General features: G+C 35.3%; 16 protein-coding genes and 4 tRNA genes. 2 read left to right on the top strand and 18 right to left on the bottom strand.

Annotation, left to right across the window (positions count from 1 at the left end):
- Positions 1 to 495: 495 nt before the first annotated feature.
- A complete protein-coding gene (locus AAYQ19_RS15815; RefSeq protein ID WP_343537555.1) occupies positions 496 to 1,935 on the top strand; it encodes an alpha-amylase in 1,440 nt (479 codons plus the stop codon).
- A gap of 149 nt (positions 1,936 to 2,084) precedes the next feature.
- Positions 2,085 to 3,677, top strand: a complete 1,593-nt coding sequence (locus AAYQ19_RS15820; protein ID WP_343537557.1) for a peptide chain release factor 3 — start codon at positions 2,085 to 2,087, stop codon at positions 3,675 to 3,677.
- Between the two features lie 59 nt (positions 3,678 to 3,736).
- Here the strand turns inward: AAYQ19_RS15820 and AAYQ19_RS15825 are convergent, their stop codons facing one another.
- From AAYQ19_RS15825 to rpsU, 18 genes are all read right to left on the bottom strand, one after another.
- Positions 3,737 to 4,492, bottom strand: a complete 756-nt coding sequence (locus tag AAYQ19_RS15825; protein ID WP_343537558.1) for a hypothetical protein — start codon at positions 4,490 to 4,492, stop codon at positions 3,737 to 3,739.
- Positions 4,493 to 4,820: 328 nt separating this feature from the next.
- On the bottom strand, positions 4,821 to 5,132 hold the full coding sequence (locus tag AAYQ19_RS15830) for a DUF3467 domain-containing protein (RefSeq protein ID WP_008466913.1): 312 nt from the start codon (positions 5,130 to 5,132) through the stop codon (positions 4,821 to 4,823).
- Positions 5,133 to 5,142: 10 nt separating this feature from the next.
- Positions 5,143 to 9,450, bottom strand: coding sequence for a DNA-directed RNA polymerase subunit beta' (gene rpoC, locus AAYQ19_RS15835; protein ID WP_223710060.1), 4,308 nt, complete (start codon positions 9,448 to 9,450; stop codon positions 5,143 to 5,145).
- A 260-nt stretch (positions 9,451 to 9,710) separates the two neighbouring features.
- Positions 9,711 to 13,523: a DNA-directed RNA polymerase subunit beta gene (gene rpoB, locus AAYQ19_RS15840; protein WP_343537563.1), complete on the bottom strand. Its 3,813-nt coding sequence runs from the start codon at positions 13,521 to 13,523 to the stop codon at positions 9,711 to 9,713.
- A 267-nt stretch (positions 13,524 to 13,790) separates the two neighbouring features.
- Entirely contained in the window at positions 13,791 to 14,162 is a 372-nt protein-coding gene (gene rplL, locus AAYQ19_RS15845) for a 50S ribosomal protein L7/L12 (RefSeq protein WP_057123938.1), read from the bottom strand.
- Positions 14,163 to 14,251: 89 nt separating this feature from the next.
- Positions 14,252 to 14,752 carry a 50S ribosomal protein L10 gene (gene rplJ, locus AAYQ19_RS15850; RefSeq protein ID WP_073410851.1) on the bottom strand — a complete coding sequence of 167 codons (501 nt, stop codon included), beginning with the start codon at positions 14,750 to 14,752 and terminating at the stop codon, positions 14,252 to 14,254.
- A 22-nt stretch (positions 14,753 to 14,774) separates the two neighbouring features.
- Complete coding sequence (gene rplA, locus AAYQ19_RS15855) at positions 14,775 to 15,464, bottom strand: 50S ribosomal protein L1 (RefSeq protein ID WP_132989545.1); 690 nt, start codon at positions 15,462 to 15,464, stop codon at positions 14,775 to 14,777.
- 13 nt (positions 15,465 to 15,477) lie between these two features.
- Complete coding sequence (gene rplK / locus AAYQ19_RS15860) at positions 15,478 to 15,915, bottom strand: 50S ribosomal protein L11 (RefSeq protein WP_008466923.1); 438 nt, start codon at positions 15,913 to 15,915, stop codon at positions 15,478 to 15,480.
- A 68-nt stretch (positions 15,916 to 15,983) separates the two neighbouring features.
- On the bottom strand, positions 15,984 to 16,535 hold the full coding sequence (gene nusG / locus AAYQ19_RS15865; RefSeq protein ID WP_132989544.1) for a transcription termination/antitermination protein NusG: 552 nt from the start codon (positions 16,533 to 16,535) through the stop codon (positions 15,984 to 15,986).
- A 10-nt stretch (positions 16,536 to 16,545) separates the two neighbouring features.
- Positions 16,546 to 16,743 (bottom strand): preprotein translocase subunit SecE, encoded by a 198-nt coding sequence (gene secE, locus AAYQ19_RS15870; protein WP_008466927.1) that lies wholly within the window; start codon positions 16,741 to 16,743, stop codon positions 16,546 to 16,548.
- Positions 16,744 to 16,761: 18 nt separating this feature from the next.
- A tRNA-Trp gene (locus AAYQ19_RS15875) sits at positions 16,762 to 16,832 on the bottom strand.
- 55 nt (positions 16,833 to 16,887) lie between these two features.
- Positions 16,888 to 18,075, bottom strand: a complete 1,188-nt coding sequence (tuf, locus tag AAYQ19_RS15880) for an elongation factor Tu (protein ID WP_109192121.1) — start codon at positions 18,073 to 18,075, stop codon at positions 16,888 to 16,890.
- A gap of 55 nt (positions 18,076 to 18,130) precedes the next feature.
- Positions 18,131 to 18,202, bottom strand: a tRNA-Thr gene (locus tag AAYQ19_RS15885).
- 14 nt (positions 18,203 to 18,216) lie between these two features.
- Positions 18,217 to 18,297: transfer RNA gene (locus tag AAYQ19_RS15890), tRNA-Tyr, on the bottom strand.
- Between the two features lie 60 nt (positions 18,298 to 18,357).
- Positions 18,358 to 18,431 (bottom strand) — tRNA-Thr (locus AAYQ19_RS15895).
- Positions 18,432 to 18,522: 91 nt separating this feature from the next.
- Positions 18,523 to 18,825 carry a ribosome hibernation-promoting factor, HPF/YfiA family gene (hpf, locus tag AAYQ19_RS15900; RefSeq protein WP_132989543.1) on the bottom strand — a complete coding sequence of 101 codons (303 nt, stop codon included), beginning with the start codon at positions 18,823 to 18,825 and terminating at the stop codon, positions 18,523 to 18,525.
- A gap of 35 nt (positions 18,826 to 18,860) precedes the next feature.
- On the bottom strand, positions 18,861 to 19,754 hold the full coding sequence (locus tag AAYQ19_RS15905; protein WP_343537575.1) for a tyrosine-type recombinase/integrase: 894 nt from the start codon (positions 19,752 to 19,754) through the stop codon (positions 18,861 to 18,863).
- A gap of 118 nt (positions 19,755 to 19,872) precedes the next feature.
- Positions 19,873 to 20,067, bottom strand: a complete 195-nt coding sequence (gene rpsU, locus AAYQ19_RS15910) for a 30S ribosomal protein S21 (RefSeq protein WP_026730435.1) — start codon at positions 20,065 to 20,067, stop codon at positions 19,873 to 19,875.
- Positions 20,068 to 20,191 lie beyond the last annotated feature (124 nt).

The following is a 20,191-nucleotide window of genomic DNA, read 5'->3' on the forward strand; positions in this document are numbered from 1 at the left end:
GTAAGATCTGTTTTTAGAATCATCTTTTTAAAAACTAAACTCTCAATTGCCTTATTTTAAAAGATGAACTTCAAAAACAGTAAACAATTAAACTCTAGTTCTTTTACTTATTAACGAACAAAAATAACAATTCAATTACATAATACAACTATCGCCTATACTATTAACAAAAAATTATATTGATAGCCATTTTATAAAAATTAAAAAACACTTTTTGTTCCTTCTAAACATTTCTTTTTAAAAGAAGTAAAATTTACAAAATCTATTTTATCAAAAACCATAATCCTTTAATTATAAGCATCCTAAAAAAAGTTTTTAACACTACAACGTTTTCGTTGTATAACTATTTTCAGACAAAAATAAATCGAATCAAAAAAAACCTACATTCGTGAACAATTATCAATTTAAGCAGGCAAAAAATAAGAATACATTTTTTTTAAAGCCATTAAATTGCGTAATTACTAACTCATTTAACCATTTTTAACCAAATCTATTATGAAAAAACCACAAACAAAATTTTTGTTTATGAGCATGCTGACGGCATTATTATGCTCGTGCTCTCAAAATGAGACAATTGAAGCTGATTCAAAAGCTGAAAGTCAGAAATTCGAAATTATTAATGTTACGCATCACGATGGAAAACCTTTTGGTACAGGTGTTAAATCGTCACTAACAGGAAAATACGTCGACAATCCCGGTGGTGGCGTTATGATGCAAGCATTTTATTGGGATGTCCCTTCGGGCGGAACTTGGTGGAATACCGTAAGTAGCAAAGTAACAGCTTGGGGAAATGCAGGAATTGGATCTATCTGGCTTCCTCCTGCTTCAAAAGCACAAAATGGGGCTTTCTCTATGGGATATGACCCAACTGATTATTTTGATTTTGGAGATTATAACCAAAACGGAAGTATTGAAACCAGATTTGGATCAAAAACTGAATTGGTAAATTTGATTACAGCTGCTCATGCCCAAAACATAAAAGTTTATGCTGATATCGTAATCAATCACAATAGTGGCGGGCAATCAGAAGCGAATCCGTTTACGGGAACAAATACTTGGACAAACTTTACTGGAGTTGCATCAGGTAAATTTCCTCGTAACTATAATGATTTTTACAAAAATAGTTATGGAAATAATGACGAAGGATCTTTTGGAGGTTTTCCAGATTTATGCCATGCCGCACCAAATGTTCAAAACTGGCTTTGGCTTAGAGCTGATGGTGTTGGTAAATATTATAAAAACACCATGAAATTTGATGGTTGGAGATTCGACTATGTAAAAGGTTTTGGAGCATGGGTTGTAAATGCATGGAATGCCAATGTAGGCGGATTTTCTGTTGGAGAATTATGGGATTCTAATGTAAACGTATTAAATGACTGGGCAAACAATGCCAACAGTTCTGTTTTTGACTTTGCATGTTACTATAAAATGAATGATGCTTTTGATGGAAACAACCTTGCATTATTGAATGATGATATGATGTGGAAACGTAATCCATACAAAGCAGTAACTTTTGTAACTAATCATGATACCGACGAAATTTGGAGCAAAATGTTAGCATACTCCTATATATTAACGCATGAAGGTTATCCAACGATTTTCTACAGAGATTATGAAGAATGGCTAGACAAAAACAAATTAAACAATCTAATCTGGATTCACAATAATAAAGCAACCGGAACAACTTCTATCCTATATTCTGATAATGATGAATATGTAGCGAGAAGAAATGGATATAATGGAAATCCGGGGCTAGTAGTTTACATCAACAATTCTGACGTTTGGCAAGAAAGATGGATTCAGACGAATTGGGCCAATACTCAAATTAAAGATTTTACAGGAAACTCAACTTGGTACCCAACTACTCAGGCAGACAAATGGGTAAAAATACAATGTCCACCAAAAGGATATTCAATTTGGTCAATTAATCAGTAATTTTAAAAATGACTATAGTAAGGCTGTTGTAATGACAGCCTTATTTTTTTGTCCAAAAATCTAGAAAGCGCAAAGACTTCCAAATTAAGAAGTGAATATTTTATAAAGCCGTAATTTAATAGTACTTTTGCAACCTATTTATACGAAATATGAGCTTTTTAAAAGAAATACAACGCAGAAGAACATTTGGAATTATATCGCATCCCGATGCTGGTAAGACGACTTTAACTGAAAAATTACTTTTATTTGGAGGTGCAATTCAAGAGGCAGGAGCTGTAAAGAATAACAAAATTAAAAAAGGAGCAACGAGTGACTTTATGGAAATCGAACGCCAAAGAGGTATCTCGGTTTCGACTTCTGTGCTTGCTTTTAATTATAAAGACAAAAAAATCAACATCCTTGATACTCCTGGACACAAGGATTTTGCTGAAGATACATTTAGAACTTTAACTGCCGTTGATAGCGTAATCGTTGTGATTGACGTTGCGAAAGGGGTTGAGGAACAAACTGAAAAATTGGTTGCGGTTTGTAGAATGCGTAACATTCCTATGATCGTATTCATCAACAAATTAGACCGTGAAGGTAAAGATGCTTTCGATCTAATGGATGAAGTTGAACAAAAACTTAATTTAAAAGTTACACCTTTAAGCTTCCCTATCGGAATGGGGTATGATTTCCAAGGAATTTACAACTTATGGGAAGAAAACATTAACCTTTTCAGTGGAGATAGCCGTAAAAATATTGAAGAAACAATTGCTTTTTCGGATGTTCAGAACAATCCAGAACTAGACAAAATTGTGGGTGAAAAAGCGGCAAACAAACTTCGTGAAGAATTAGAATTAATTGATGAGGTTTATCCGAAATTCGAACGTCAAGATTATTTAGATGGAAAGATTCAACCAGTATTCTTTGGTTCTGCTTTAAACAATTTTGGAGTTCGCGAATTATTAGATTGCTTCATTACAATCGCTCCATCTCCAAGAGCAAAAGATTCTGAAACACGTACTGTTGAGCCTACAGAAGAAAAAATGTCTGGATTTGTTTTCAAAATCCATGCGAATATGGATCCGAAACACCGTGATCGTTTAGCCTTTATCAAAATCGTTTCTGGAACTTTTGAAAGAAACAAACCATATTACCACGTTCGTCAGAAGAAAAACTTGAAATTCTCAAGTCCGAATGCCTTTTTCGCTGAGAAAAAAGAAATCGTTGACATTTCATATCCTGGAGATATTGTCGGTTTACACGATACAGGAAACTTTAAAATTGGAGATACCTTGACAGAAGGCGAGATTATGAGCTTTAAAGGAATTCCGAGTTTCTCTCCGGAGCATTTTAGATACATCAACAATGCTGATCCTATGAAAGCTAAGCAATTAGAAAAAGGAGTTGATCAGTTGATGGACGAAGGTGTAGCTCAGTTGTTTACTTTAGAAATGAACAATCGTAAAGTTATCGGAACGGTTGGAGCACTTCAGTATGAGGTAATTCAATATCGTCTAGAGCATGAATATGGTGCAAAATGTACTTACGAAAATTTCCCTGTGCACAAAGCTTGCTGGGTAAAACCAGATGATGCTAAAAATGAGGAATTCAAAGAATTTAAACGTATCAAGCAAAAATTCTTGGCACATGATAAATACGGTCAATTGGTATTCTTAGCCGATTCAGACTTTACAATACAAATGACTCAAAGCAAATATCCAAGTGTAAAATTATTCTTTACTTCTGAATTTGATTAATACTATATACGAAAACATAAAAAGGCTGTTAAATAAATATTTTAAACAGCCTTTTTTATTTAAGATTTCCTAAAATTGTTCTCTGGCAAATAATTAATTCCCAATCCACCAAGAGTTAGTATAACAGCTTGAGAAAGATCTTCCTCATTAACAATTATATCTTGTGTCAAAATACCGCCTTTAACCATCTCAATATTAAATGGAATCGTTTTAGAAAGATAATAATTAGAACTTTGAACAATAACTTCTAGAGTATCTCTCCCACTCAATACTTTAATGGGAATTGAAAAATAACCAGTTTTGGAATTTACTTTTACCCTCTCCGATCCGTTTATAGATAGTGTTAAATGAGAAAATATTTTTCTATCAAAAGGCTTATTAGTTTTTGCTTCCAATAATTTTCCTTTTATGATAATTGATTGCTCTGCTATGTTTTGAACGTTTGCGACTTTCCCAACTATATAATTAGCTGGTTGCGGAACTCCAATTTCCGTTTCAACAGTAACTTTTTCTTGTCCTGTCATGTTGGATGCTAACAAAATAGAAGCTACGACAGCCGCATATTTTAAATTATTGATTTTTGATGTTTCATTGTATTGAAATTCCTCTTTTAGCTGTGTTGTTTTTAATCTTGCGCAAATATTTCTGTCTTTGTTTTCAGAAATAAATCTGGCAACCTCAGAATTCGTTTTTTTACTCAAATCAATTACATTTTTCATACAAGAATTACAAAATGAGCCATTTGCATTAGGAATCATTTTATCAAAGTTTTGAGAACATGGACTTGCTATTTCTAAGGTGAATTTCTTTTTCATAATATTTCTTTAAGTTAAAAATCTTTTACAGATCACTTTACTTATATAGAGTACATTTTACATGAAAAGGTTGGGAAGAAAACAAAAAATCTACTTAAGTTATTATAAAAAAAGCGCTATAATTTCATATAGCGCTTTTTTTTATTTGAATTAATGACAACCTTACTGAGTTATTATTCCAAATTAAATCTTTTCTAATTAGGTTGCACGAAAATACTTGAATCTGTTTTAAAGGAGAAATTTAGTCGATGAAATACAAATTAAATCGGATAAACTGCACAATCAAATAGAATATAAAAAAAGCCCCATAAAAATGGGGCTTTAAAATTTATGCTTGTCCCGCAGGACCAAAATTAAGTGGAATTGGTGCTTGTTCCGTTTCTTTGATTTCGCCATGAGCGGCTTCAAATCTGTGGATATTTTCACCTATTGCTCTCAATAATCTTTTAGCATGTTGTGGTGTCAAGACAATTCTTGACTTTACCTTGGCTTTAGGAATACCCGGCATAATGCTCACAAAATCTAAAACAAACTCTGATGATGAGTGATTTATAATCGCAAGATTAGAATAAATTCCTTCTGCGACAGTTTCGTCTAACTCAATATTAATTTGCTCTTGTTGTTGTTTCGGATTACTCATAGTTTCCTAATTAATAAATGTATTCTTCTTTATTAGCCATCATTTCGTTGTAATCGTCTTTAGATCCTACGATAGTGTTATCGTACTCTCTCATACCAGTTCCCGCAGGAATTCTGTGTCCAACAATTACATTTTCTTTCAATCCTTCTAGATCATCTACTTTACCAGCTACTGCAGCTTCGTTAAGTACTTTCGTTGTCTCCTGGAATGAAGCCGCAGAAATGAATGATTTAGTTTGTAACGAAGCTCTTGTAATACCTTGTAAAACTGGCGTTGCAGTTGCAGTGATTACGTCTCTTGCTACAACAAGATTTTTATCAGTACGCTTCAATAATGAGTTTTCATCACGTAATTCACGAGGCGTAATAATCTGACCTGGTTTCAATACTGAAGAATCTCCAGCATCTTCAACCACTTTCATACCATATAATTTATCGTTTTGAACGATGAAATCTTTAGTGTGAATTAATTGGTCTTCTAAGAATAAAGTATCACCTGGATCCTGAACTCTTACTTTACGCATCATTTGACGAATAACCACCTCGAAGTGTTTATCATTAATTTTTACCCCTTGTAAACGGTAAACCTCTTGGATTTCATTTACCAAGTACTGTTGAACAGCAGCTGGACCTTGAATTCTTAAGATATCATCTGGCGTAATTGCACCATCAGACAATGGAACTCCCGCTCTTACGAAGTCATTTTCTTGTACTAAGATTTGGCTTGAAAGTTTAACTAAATACTTTTTAACCTCACCAAATTTAGACTCGATAACAATCTCACGGTTACCTCTCTTAATTTTTCCAAAAGATACAACACCATCAATTTCAGATACAACCGCTGGGTTTGAAGGGTTACGAGCCTCAAGCAACTCAGTAATTCTAGGAAGACCTCCCGTGATATCGCCCGCTTTAGAAGAACGACGTGGAATCTTAACTAATACTTTACCTGCTTTAATTTTCTCACCATTTTCAACCATTAAGTGTGCACCTACTGGTAAGTTGTAAGAACGAATCAATTCACCTTCTTTACCGTAAACCAATAAAGTTGGGATTAATTTTTTGTTTCTAGCCTCAGAAATTACTTTCTCTTGGAAACCAGTCTGCTCATCGATCTCAACCATGAACGATTGTCCTTGCTCTAAATCTTCGTAAGCAATCTTACCAGTAAACTCAGAAACAATTACACCGTTATATGGATCCCATTTACAGATTACAGTTCCTTTAGCAACAGTATCTCCATCATTAACAAAAATACTAGATCCGTAAGGAATGTTATGTGTATTCAAAACAATTCCAGTTTTCTCATCAACTAATTTTAACTCAGTTGAACGAGAAACTACGATATCAACAGAGTTTCCTTCTCCATCTTCGCCTTTAACTGTTTTTAAATCTTCAATTTCAAGTCTACCAGCGAATCTTGTAACAATACTAGACTCCTCAGAGATACCTCCAGCAACCCCTCCAACGTGGAACGTACGAAGTGTTAACTGTGTACCTGGCTCTCCAATAGACTGAGCTGCAATAACTCCGACAGCTTCACCTCTTTGTGTCATCTTACCTGTAGCTAAGTTTCTACCGTAACATTTAGCACAAATACCTTTTAAAGCTTCACAAGTTAATGGAGATCTAACTTCTACTTTCTCAATTGGAGAAGCTTCGATAGTTCTCATAATTGATTCCGTAATTTGCTCTCCAGATTTAACCATTACTTCGTTAGTAAGAGGATTGATAACGTCTTGTAATGCAACACGTCCTAAAATTCTCTCTCCTAAAGATTCAACGATTTCCTCATTTTTCTTCAACGCTGCAACTTCAACACCTCTTAAAGTTCCACAATCTTCGATGTTAACAATAACATCTTGAGAAACGTCATGAAGCCTTCTTGTCAAGTAACCAGCATCGGCTGTTTTAAGAGCCGTATCCGCAAGACCTTTACGAGCACCGTGAGTAGAAATGAAGTACTCAAGGATCGAAAGACCTTCCTTAAAGTTAGAAAGAATCGGGTTTTCAATAATCTCACCACCACCAGCAGTAGATTTTTTAGGCTTAGCCATCAAACCACGCATACCAGTTAACTGACGAATCTGCTCCTTAGAACCCCTCGCCCCAGAGTCAAGCATCATATATACAGAGTTGAAACCTTGTTGGTCTTCTCTAATATTTTTCATTGCTAACTCTGTTAACTGAGCATTTGCTGAAGTCCATACGTCAATAACTTGGTTGTAACGCTCGTTATTTGTAATAAGACCCATGTTATAGTTAGTTGAGATACCTTCAACTTGCTCTCTAGCATCTGCAATTAACTTCGTTTTTTGTTCTGGAATTCTAATATCACCTAAAGAGAATGATAAACCTCCTCTAAATGCGAATTTATAACCCATATCTTTCATATTATCCAAGAAAGCTGCCGTTGTAGGTACATCAGTCACACTTAAAATGTGTCCGATAATATCTCTAAGGTTTTTCTTAGTCAATACGTCGTTGATATATCCAGCTGCTTCAGGTACTACTTCGTTAAATAATACACGTCCTGCAGTTGTTTGAATAATTTGGTACACTAATTCTCCAGCGTCATTAAAATCTTTTGCACGGATTTTCACACGAGCATTCAATTCTAATCTTCCTTCGTTTAATGCAATGTTTACTTCTTCAGCAGAGTAGAAAGTCAAATCTTGACCAATAATTTTGTGATCTTCTGTAGAAATACGCTCTTTGGTCATATAATATAGACCCAAGACCATGTCCTGAGAAGGTACAGTAATTGGAGCACCATTTGCAGGGTTCAAGATATTGTGAGAAGCCAACATTAATAATTGTGCCTCTAAAATAGCCTCTGGTCCTAATGGTAAGTGAACCGCCATCTGGTCACCATCGAAATCGGCGTTGAAAGCCGTACATACTAATGGGTGTAACTGGATCGCTTTTCCTTCAATTAATTTTGGTTGGAATGCTTGAATACCAAGTCTGTGCAAAGTAGGAGCACGGTTAAGTAATACTGGGTGTCCTTTAATTACGTTTTCAAGGATATCCCAAACTACAGGCTCTTTTTTGTCAATGATTTTCTTAGCAGATTTTACTGTTTTTACAATACCTCTCTCGATCAACTTACGAATAACGAATGGTTTGTATAACTCAGATGCCATATCTTTTGGCAATCCACACTCATATAATTTTAACTCTGGACCAACGACGATTACCGAACGAGCAGAATAATCCACACGTTTTCCTAAAAGGTTTTGACGGAAACGTCCTTGTTTACCTTTTAACGAGTCAGATAATGATTTTAATGGTCTGTTTGATTCTGTTTTAACAGCAGAAGCTTTACGCGTGTTATCGAATAATGAATCTACAGATTCTTGTAACATACGTTTCTCGTTTCTTAAGATAACTTCTGGAGCTTTAATCTCCATTAATCTTTTCAAACGGTTGTTACGGATGATTACACGACGATATAAATCGTTCAAATCTGAAGTTGCAAAACGACCTCCATCAAGTGGCACAAGCGGACGTAATTCTGGTGGAATAACTGGAACCACTTTCATAATCATCCATTCTGGACGGTTTTCGCGGTTTTCGTTAGACTCACGGAAAGACTCAACAACTTGTAATCTTTTTAAAGCCTCAGTTTTTCTTTGTTTAGATGTCTCGTTATTAGCGCTGTGTCTTAATTCATAAGATAAAGCATCTAAATCAATACGAGCTAATAAATCCATAATACACTCTGCTCCCATTTTGGCAACAAATTTATTTGGATCTAAATCGTCTAAATATTGGTTTTCTTGTGGAAGAGTATCTAAAATGTTTAGGTATTCTTCTTCAGTTAAGAAATCTAATCTTTGTAATGATTCTCCATCTGCATTTTTAGCAATACCAGCTTGGATTACTACGTATCTTTCGTAGTAAATGATCATATCTAATTTCTTAGATGGAAGACCAAGGATATAACCAATTTTGTTTGGAAGAGAACGGAAGTACCAGATGTGAGCGATTGGCACAACAAGGTTGATGTGTCCTACTCTATCACGACGTACTTTTTTCTCAGTAACTTCAACACCACAACGGTCACAGATGATACCTTTGTAACGAATTCTTTTATACTTACCACAAGCACATTCGAAATCTTTTACTGGTCCAAAGATTCTTTCGCAGAAAAGTCCGTCACGCTCTGGTTTGTGAGTTCTATAGTTAATTGTTTCTGGCTTTAAAACCTCTCCTCTTGATTCTTTCAAGATAGATTCTGGTGAAGCCAATCCAATAGAGATTTTGTTAAATCTTTTTACTGGATTTTTATCTTTATTGTTTCTGTTATTCATCATAGTTTTTACTATTGATTTATTTGCAATTAAAAAATTGAATTTAGATTTATAATCTACTCTTTAAAAATAAAGAGTTAATCATTCAGCTACTACCTCGGGTTACTTCTCTAAACTTCAAATTCTTATTTGAAGCGCTAGTTATAAAATGCCTCGCATTGTTATAAAAAATCGGAACGGGTTACGGGTATAAATCTTTAAAAACTTATTATAAATGAGTAATCAGTCCCATTAAAAAACGGGACCGATTACAAAACTTTTATTTATTCTTCCAAACGAAGATCTAATCCTAGACCTTTCAATTCGTGCATTAATACATTGAATGATTCTGGTAAACCTGGTTCTGGCATAGTCTCACCCTTAACGATAGCTTCGTAAGTTTTAGCTCTACCAATAACGTCATCAGACTTAACAGTTAAGATTTCACGTAGTGTACTAGAAGCTCCATAAGCCTCAAGTGCCCAAACCTCCATCTCTCCAAAACGCTGACCTCCGAATTGAGCTTTACCTCCAAGTGGCTGTTGCGTAATCAATGAGTATGGTCCGATAGAACGTGCGTGCATCTTATCATCAACCATGTGTCCTAATTTAAGCATGTAAATTACACCCACAGTCGCTTTTTGTGCAAAACGCTCACCAGTTCCCCCATCAAATAGGTAAGTATGTCCAAAACGTGGTACGTTAGCCTCATCAGTCAAAGCATTGATCTCGTCTAGAGAAGCACCGTCGAAAATTGGAGTAGCAAATTTTCTACCCAAGTTCATACCAGCCCAACCTAATACAGTCTCATAAATCTGACCGATGTTCATACGTGAAGGTACCCCAAGTGGGTTCAACACGATATCAACTGGCGTTCCGTCTTCAAGGAAAGGCATATCTTCATGACGAACGATTCTAGCAACAATACCTTTGTTACCGTGACGTCCCGCCATTTTATCCCCTACTTTCAACTTACGTTTCTTAGCAATATAAATCTTAGCTAATTTCAAGATTCCAGATGGTAATTCATCTCCAACTGTAATAGTGAATTTCTCTCTTCTTAAAGATCCTTGCAAGTCGTTTAGCTTAATTTTATAGTTATGAATCAAATCATTAACCATTTTATTTGTAGCATCATCAGCAACCCATTGACCTTTGCTTAAGTGAGCGAAATCTTCTACTGCGTAAAGCATTTTTTGAGTATATTTTTTACCTTTTGGTAAAACTTCTTCACCCAAATCATTCATTACACCTTGAGATGTTTTTCCGTTAACGATCAAGAATAATTTTTCAACCAATCTGTCTTTTAATTCAACAAATTTAGTTTCAAATTCCATTTCTAAAGCGCCTAAAGCGTCTTTATCTTGAGTACGTTTACGTTTATCTTTTACGGCTCTTGCAAATAATTTTTTGTCAAGAACTACACCATGTAAAGATGGAGAAGCTTTTAATGAAGCATCTTTTACATCACCAGCTTTATCCCCGAAGATTGCACGAAGCAATTTCTCCTCTGGAGTTGGATCTGATTCTCCTTTTGGTGTAATTTTTCCGATCAAAATGTCGCCAGGTTTAACCTCTGCTCCAATTCTGATCATACCGTTTTCATCTAAATCTTTAGTAGCTTCTTCAGAAACGTTAGGAATATCGTTTGTTAACTCTTCGTTTCCTAACTTCGTATCTCTAACCTCTAATGAATAATCATCAACGTGGATAGATGTAAAGATATCATCACGAACTACTTTCTCAGAAATTACAATCGCATCCTCGAAGTTATACCCTTTCCATGGCATGAACGCAACTTTTAAGTTTCTACCTAAAGCTAATTCTCCATTTTGAGTAGCATATCCTTCAGACAATACTTGACCAGGAACAACTCTATCACCTCTTCTTACGATTGGTTTCAAGTTGATACTTGTACCTTGATTGGTTTTTCTAAATTTAATTAAATTGTACGTTTTCTCATCAGCATCAAAACTTACCATTCTCTCGTCTTCTGTACGATCGTATTTAATAGTAATAATGTTAGCATCTACGTATTCTACAGTTCCATGCCCTTCAGCATTGATTAATACTCTAGAATCTGAAGCTACCTGACGCTCTAAACCTGTACCAACAATTGGTGCTTCAGGACGGATCAAAGGAACTGCCTGACGCATCATGTTTGATCCCATCAACGCACGGTTCGCATCATCATGCTCCAAGAAAGGAATCAAAGATGCAGAAATCGAAGCGATCTGGTTAGGAGCAACGTCTGTATAATGTACTGAACTTGGTTCAACAACTGGGAAGTCACCCTCTTCACGAGCAATAACATTACTAGCTGTAATTTTACCTGAAGCATCCATGTCAATGTTTGCCTGAGCAATCATTTTTCCTTCTTCTTCTTCAGCACTTAAATAGATTGGTGCACTTTCTAAATCAACAACACCATCTGTTACTTTACGGTATGGAGTTTCGATGAATCCCATTCCGTTAACTTTTGCATAAACACCAAGAGATGAAATCAAACCAATGTTTGGTCCCTCAGGAGTTTCAATCGGACATAAACGACCATAGTGAGTATAGTGAACGTCACGAACCTCGAAACCAGCTCTCTCTCTCGAAAGTCCACCTGGCCCAAGTGCAGAAAGTCTTCTTTTGTGTGTAATCTCAGCTAATGGGTTCGTTTGATCCATAAATTGAGATAACTGGTTAGTACCAAAGAAAGAGTTGATAACTGACGATAATGTTTTAGCATTGATCAAATCAATTGGTGTAAACACCTCGTTATCTCTAACGTTCATTCTCTCACGAATAGTTCTAGCCATACGTGCTAAACCAACACCGAATTGTTGAGACAATTGTTCACCAACTGTTCTAACACGACGGTTTGATAAGTGGTCGATATCATCAATCTCTGCTTTAGAGTTGATCAATTCGATCAAATATTTAACGATTGTAATGATATCCTCTTTAGTAAGCACTTGCTTATCCATAGGGATATCCAAATCTAATTTTTTGTTCATTCTGTAACGACCTACTTCACCTAAGTTATAACGTTGGTCAGAGAAGAACAATTTATCTATAATACCACGAGCAGTTTCCTCATCAGGCGGTTCAGCGTTACGCAACTGACGGTAAATGTGCTCTACAGCTTCTTTTTCAGAGTTAGTTGGATCTTTTTGTAACGTGTTGTGGATAATAGCATAATCTGCTTGGTTATTATCCTCTTTGTGTAACAAAATAGATTTAACGTTAGAATCGATGATCTCTTCAACATTATCTTTGTCGATAATTGTATCACGATCAAGGATGATTTCGTTACGCTCGATAGAAACTACCTCTCCAGTATCCTCATCTACGAAATCCTCGTGCCAAGTGTTCAAAACACGCGCAGCAAGTCTTCTTCCAATATATTTTTTAATTCCTGTTTTAGAAACTTTAATTTCTTCCGCTAAATCGAAAATTTCTAAGATATCTTTATCTCTTTCGAATCCGATAGCACGGAATAAAGTTGTTACAGGTAATTTTTTCTTTCTATCGATATACGCGTACATTACGCTGTTGATATCTGTAGAAAATTCTATCCAAGAACCTTTAAAAGGAATTACTCTGGCAGAATAAAGTTTAGTTCCATTTGCGTGGAATGATTGTCCAAAGAAAACCCCTGGAGAACGGTGTAATTGAGATACTACAACACGCTCGGCACCATTGATTACAAAAGTACCACTTGGAGTCATGTAAGGAATTGTTCCAAGATAAACATCTTGCACAATTGTTTCAAAATCTTCGTGTTCTGGATCTGTACAGTATAGTTTCAACCTAGCTTTTAAAGGCACACTATAAGTAAGACCTCTCTCTATACATTCTTGAATTGTATAACGTGGTGGATCAACAAAATAATCTAGGAACTCCAATACGAAGTTATTTCTCGTATCTGTAATTGGGAAGTTTTCCATGAAGGTATTGTATAACCCTTCGTTGCCTCTTTCGTCAGATTTCGTTTCTAATTGGAAGAAATCTTTAAAAGATTTAACCTGAACATCCAAGAAATCTGGATAGTCAGGGATGTTTTTTGTAGAGGCAAAATTCAATCTTTCAGTCTGATTTGTTATCATCAATGGACAAAATTTTGATTAAAAAAAAGTAATTATTTTTGTGTAAAAACACACTGCGTAGTTTATACTTTCTTTTTAAAATCAATACATCTTTAAAAATAAAACGATAAAATTCTGTTCAATTTTTTTTCTTCGTATTGATCAAAAACTCTTTCGTATATTAAACTATTTGATAATAAAATTTAATGTATTTTATTATACGAAAAATGGTTTAGGCCTTTGAGTGTTAACTCTGGGCCTAAACCTAGTTCTTAAAACCGAGTTGAATTATTTTAATTCAACTACAGCTCCAGCTTCTTCTAATGATTTTTTAAGACCTTCAGCCTCTTCTTTAGAAACACCTTCTTTAACGTTGCTTGGAGCACCGTCAACTACATCTTTAGCTTCTTTAAGACCTAAACCAGTTAATTCTTTAACTAATTTTACTACAGCTAATTTAGAAGCTCCAGCGTCTTTCAATACAACTGTAAATTCAGTTTGTGCTTCTTCAGCAGCACCTTCTCCACCACCAGCAGCAACTACTACAGCTGCAGCAGCAGGCTCGATACCATACTCGTCTTTTAATATTGTTGCTAATTCGTTAACTTCTTTAACTGTTAAGTTAACTAATTGTTCTGCGAATTGTTTCAAATCTGCCATTTTTTCTATCGTTTAAAATGATTTGTAAAAATATAATTTAATTATTGTGCGCTAATTAAGCAGCAAGGAAGCAAGCCCCCTCGCGATAATTACTCTGCTCCTTCTTCGCTTCCAGCGAATTTGTTTTGTAAAGCAGAAATAATTCTTTGAGCTGGAGATTGTAATAATCCAATGATTTCTCCAATAAGCTCTTCTTTAGATTTAATTGTAGCTAATGCATCTAATTGGTTGTCACCAATATATACTTCAGAATTGATGTAAGCTCCTTTTAAAACTGGTTTATCAGATTTCTTACGGAAATCTTTGATAATTTTTCCAGGTGCGTTAGCAACATCAGAAATAAATATAGCACTGTTACCTGATAAAACAGTAGGTAAATCACCATAATCATTAGAAGAAGCTTCCATTGCTTTTGCAAGCAAAGTGTTCTTTACAACCTCTAATTTGATACCTGCTTTAAAACAAGCTCTACGCAAGTTTGAAGTTGTCTCTGCGTTTAAACCAGAAATATCAGAAATGTAAATGATATTTGTACCAGCTAACTGCGCAGTTAAATTTTCAATCGCGATTGATTTTTCTTCTCTAGTCATACTAAAAATTTTTAACTACCAATTATACTGCTTTTGGGTCTAATGCGATAGCAGGACTCATTGTGCTTGTAAGGTGAATACCTTTGATGTATGTACCTTTAGCAGCAGTTGGCTTAAGTTTTATTAATGTTTGAATAATTTCGTGTGCGTTCTCAACGATTTGCTCAGCTCCGAAAGAAACTTTACCAATTCCAGCGTGAACGATACCAGTTTTATCAACTTTAAAGTCGATTTTACCAGCTTTAACTTCTTGAACAGCTTTAGCAACATCCATAGTTACTGTACCTGTTTTAGGGTTTGGCATTAAACCTCTAGGTCCTAAAATACGACCTAATGGACCTAATTTACCCATAACAGCTGGCATAGTGATGATAACATCAACATCAGTCCAACCATCTTTAATTTTTTGCAAGTAATCATCAAGACCAACGTGATCTGCTCCAGCTTCTCTAGCTTCCGCTTCTTTATCTGGAGTAACCAATGCTAATACTTTAACGTCTTTTCCTGTTCCATGAGGTAAAGTAACTACACCTCTCACCATTTGATTCGCTTTTCTAGGATCTACACCTAAACGAACTGCGATATCAACAGACTCATCAAATTTTGCAGAAGCAACAACTTTTAATAATGCAGCAGCATCCTTAAGAGAGTATAATTTGTTCTTTTCAATTTTTGAAGCAGCCTCTTTTTGCTTTTTTGTTAATTTTGCCATGTCTTTTTCTTAATTAAAAAGGAGCATCTCCTGATACAGTTATACCCATAGATCTAGCTGTTCCTGCAACCATACTCATTGCTTTTTCAATTGTAAAAGCATTTAAGTCTGGCATTTTGTCTTCAGCAATAGTTCTAATTTGTTCCCAAGTAACGCTAGCTACTTTTTTACGATTAGGCTCACCAGAACCAGATTTTAGCTTTGCAGCTTCCATTAACTGAACTGCTGCTGGAGGAGTCTTAACAACAAAATCAAATGATTTGTCTTTGTACACAGTGATTTGCACTGGACAAATTTTGCCAGGTTTATCTTGAGTTCTAGCATTAAATTGCTTACAAAACTCCATGATGTTTACCCCAGCAGCTCCTAAAGCAGGTCCAACCGGTGGCGACGGATTCGCAGCACCTCCCTTAACTTGTAGTTTAACTACCTTACTAATTTCTTTAGCCATTTTTAAAAAATTTAACACTGTAATCAATTGGAAGCGATTACAATGGTTTATTATAGTGTAACAAAAAATTATACTTTTTCAACTTGCATAAAACTCAATTCTAATGGAGTTTTTCTTCCGAAAATCTTAACCATAACTTCAAGTTTACGCTTTTCTTCATTTATTTTTTCAACCGTTCCGTTAAATCCGTTAAAAGGACCATCGATCACTTTTACAGTTTCACCTAAGCTGAATGGAATTGAACGAGTATCTGTATTTACAGCTAACTCATCTACTTTTCCTAACATACGATTTACCTCAGACAATCTCAAAGGAACAGGTTCTCCTCCTTTAATCTCTCCTAAAAATCCAATAACACTAGTAATTGACTTAATAATATGAGGAATCTCACCAACCAAGTTAGCTTCGATCATAACATATCCAGGAAAATACACTTTATCCTTAGATGACTTTTTCCCATCTTTTACAGTAACTACTTTTTCTGTAGGAACTAAAACCTGAGAAACATAATCCTCCATACCTAATCTCGCAATCTCAGTCTCGATATAAGCTTTCACTTTATTCTCTTGACCGCTAACCGCTCTAACTACGTACCATTTTTTCACATTATTATCTGCCATCACAAAAAAATTATCCTTTTAACCAGTTAAAAAATCCAGCTAAAGCTTTTGCAAAAAATTCGTCTACTCCCCATGTTGCCAAAGCAAATAGAATCGAAAATACAGCCACAACAATTGTCAATTTTTGAACCTCAGCCCAAGCTGGCCAAGTAACATTTGACTTTAACTCCTCGAAAGCCTCTGATAAATAATTAGTAACTTTTGTCATTTGATATATTTTTTATTGCACGGGCGGAGGGATTCGAACCCCCATCAACGGTTTTGGAGACCGCTATTCTACCCTTGAACTACGCCCGTAATTAAAGCCAGTGATTAAAAAATAATCACTGGCTTTTTATTTATTTTAATAGAATTACTCTACGATTTCAGTAACCTGACCAGCACCAACTGTTCTACCACCCTCACGGATAGCGAAACGTAAACCTACGTTCATAGCGATTGGGCTTAATAAAGCAACCTCAATAGTTAAGTTATCTCCTGGCATTACCATCTCTACACCTGCTGGTAAAGTAATAACTCCAGTTACGTCAGTTGTACGTACGTAGAACTGTGGACGGTAGTTATTGTGGAATGGAGTGTGACGTCCACCTTCTTCTTTTTTCAAGATATAAACCTCAGCTTTGAATTTAGCGTGTGGTTTTACTGAACCTGGCTTAATAATAACCATACCTCTTTTGATATCAGCTTTATCAATACCTCTTAACAATAAACCTACGTTATCTCCAGCTTCACCTCTGTCAAGGATTTTACGGAACATCTCAACTCCTGTAATAGTAGAAGTTAATTTTTCAGCTCCCATACCAATGATTTCAACAGGATCTCCAGTGTTAGCAACTCCAGTTTCGATACGACCTGTAGCAACAGTTCCACGACCTGTAATTGTAAATACGTCCTCAACTGGCATCAAGAATGGTTTAGCAACGTCACGTACTGGCTCTTCGATCCAGTTGTCAACAGCTTCCATTAATTCGATAATTTTAGGTACCCAGTTTGGATCATTGTTTAATCCTCCTAAAGCAGAACCTTGAACTACAGGACCATTATCTCCATCATATTCGTAGAAAGATAATAAATCTCTAATTTCCATTTCAACAAGCTCTAATAACTCAGCATCATCAACCATATCCACTTTGTTCATGAAAACAACGATTCTTGGAATACCTACCTGACGTCCTAAAAGGATGTGCTCACGAGTTTGTGGCATTGGACCATCTGTAGCAGCAACTACTAAGATAGCTCCGTCCATTTGAGCAGCACCAGTAACCATGTTCTTTACGTAATCCGCGTGACCTGGACAGTCAACGTGCGCGTAGTGACGGTTAGCAGTTTCATACTCTACGTGTGATGTATTAATAGTAATACCTCTTTCTTTCTCCTCTGGAGCGTTATCGATTTGATCAAACGATTTTGCTTGACAGTAACCAGCATCTGACAATACTTTTGTAATTGCAGCAGTTAATGTAGTTTTTCCGTGATCTACGTGTCCAATTGTACCTATGTTTAAGTGCGGTTTGGAACGATTAAAATTCTCCTTTGCCATTTTACTTAATTTTTAATCTTAGTTATATATTAATTTTCAATTTCCTACTTACTTGAGCCAATGTCGGGATTTGAACCCGAGACCTCTTCCTTACCAAGGAAGCACTCTACCCCTGAGCTACACCGGCAGAGTTTAGTTTTGTGGGGAGAGCAGGATTCGAACCTGCGAAGTTCACACAGCAGATTTACAGTCTGCCCTCGTTGGCCGCTTGAGTATCTCCCCTAATTTTTAAAATTCCATTATTTTAAAGAACCAATTTCAAATCGTATTTGAAATTTCCTGAGCCGATAGAGGGACTCGAACCCACGACCTGCTGATTACAAATCAGCTGCTCTAGCCAGCTGAGCTACATCGGCGAATGCATTAAAAAAGTCCGCTATTTCTAACGGACTGCAAATGTAGCTATTTTATCTTTTAATCAAAACATTTTTTGAAAAAAAATTTCAATTATATGTGTGCTCTAATTTTTTCTTTCCTTTTTACTAGCAAACGTTCTAATGATTCTGCTGAAAGTTCTACCGCTTCTTCAAATGTTTTACATTGCTTTTTTACCAAAAAATCGTCTCCCGGAACATTGATCTTTATCTCCACCGCTTTATTCTCCTTATCACTTGTTCTTTCCACTTTTAAAAAAACGTCTGACGACACTATTCGATCGTAGTATTTTTCTAACTTATCCATTCTTTCTTGAATAAAATCCACCAATTTTCTGTCAACAGTAAAGTTAACTGCATGAACATCTACCTTCATAATACTAATTTTAGGGTTAAACATTTCAGAAATCATTATTTATTTCGAGGATGCGCATCATTATATGTCTTTTTGAGTTCCGCCAAACTATTATGAGTATATACTTGTGTCGACGCCAAACTCGAATGCCCTAATAATTCCTTAACTGAATTTAAATCTGCCCCGTTATTCAACAAGTGAGTTGCAAAAGTATGCCGAAGCACATGCGGACTTTTTTTCACCTTTTCAGAGACCCTACTAAAGTAAGAATTTATTAATCGATACACAAAAGATTCACTCAATTTTAATCCTTTTTTTGAAATAAAAAAATAATCATCATCTTGAATATTTTCCACCGAAGAACGCTCATTTAAATACAACTTTAATTCATCTGCAACAATAGGCAAAATCGGAATAAGACGCTCTTTGTTTCTTTTCCCCAAAACCTTAATTACTTTTGAAGACAAATCTACATCATACAACATTAAATTTATCAACTCCGCTCTTCGCATTCCTGTCGTATAAAACAAATCGACAATCAATTTATCCCTAACTTCTTCAAAACCTACAGGAGAATCAATTCCCTGCATCAAATCCCCCAGCTCTTTTTCCGAAAAAGGAATTTGGACATTTTTTGGAGTTTTCAAAGCCTTATGCTTCAGCATCGGATTCACTTCAATCTGCCTTGCCTTTAAAAGAAATTTATAAAATGATTTCAATGACGCCATTTTTCTATTTACAGAAACATTCGAAACCCCTTCATCAACCAAAGAAACAATCCAGCTTCTAATTTGGCTATAATTGACATTTTCAACATCGTCCTGCTCAAAATGAATTTTATTAAACTTCTCAAAAAATGCAATATCATTCAGATACGCATTAACAGTATGTGGCGAATATTTTTTCTCCAATTGAAGATAATCACGAAAAGCTTCTTTATTTGACTTCATTAGAACAAGTTATTTCTTCACAATCATTTTATATACCTCTTTCAAAATTAAGCATAAAAAAACCGTTAGTGTCAAAATTTTTGACAACTAACGGTAATTATTTTACAAAAGCTAAATACTAACTCTCTAAACTATCTTTCAAGCCTTGGATGTAAGCAGCTTTTTGAATTTGTGCTCTTTTGATAACAGAAGGCTTAATAAAAGCAGTACGTGCTCTTAATTGACGAACAGTTCCTGTTTTATCAAATTTTCTTTTATAGCGCTTTAATGCTCTATCGATATTTTCTCCGTCTTTAATTGGTATAATTAACATAATATAGACACCTCCTCTCGTTAAGGCTGCAAATGTAAAAATTAATTATGAATTATGTCTCATAATTTTTAAATTATTTTCCAAAAACTCCATTTTCCCCTTATGCGTGAGGGATTGCAACGGA

The sequence above is a fragment of the Flavobacterium mesophilum genome, from assembly GCF_039581405.1.
Lineage (GTDB): Bacteria > Bacteroidota > Bacteroidia > Flavobacteriales > Flavobacteriaceae > Flavobacterium.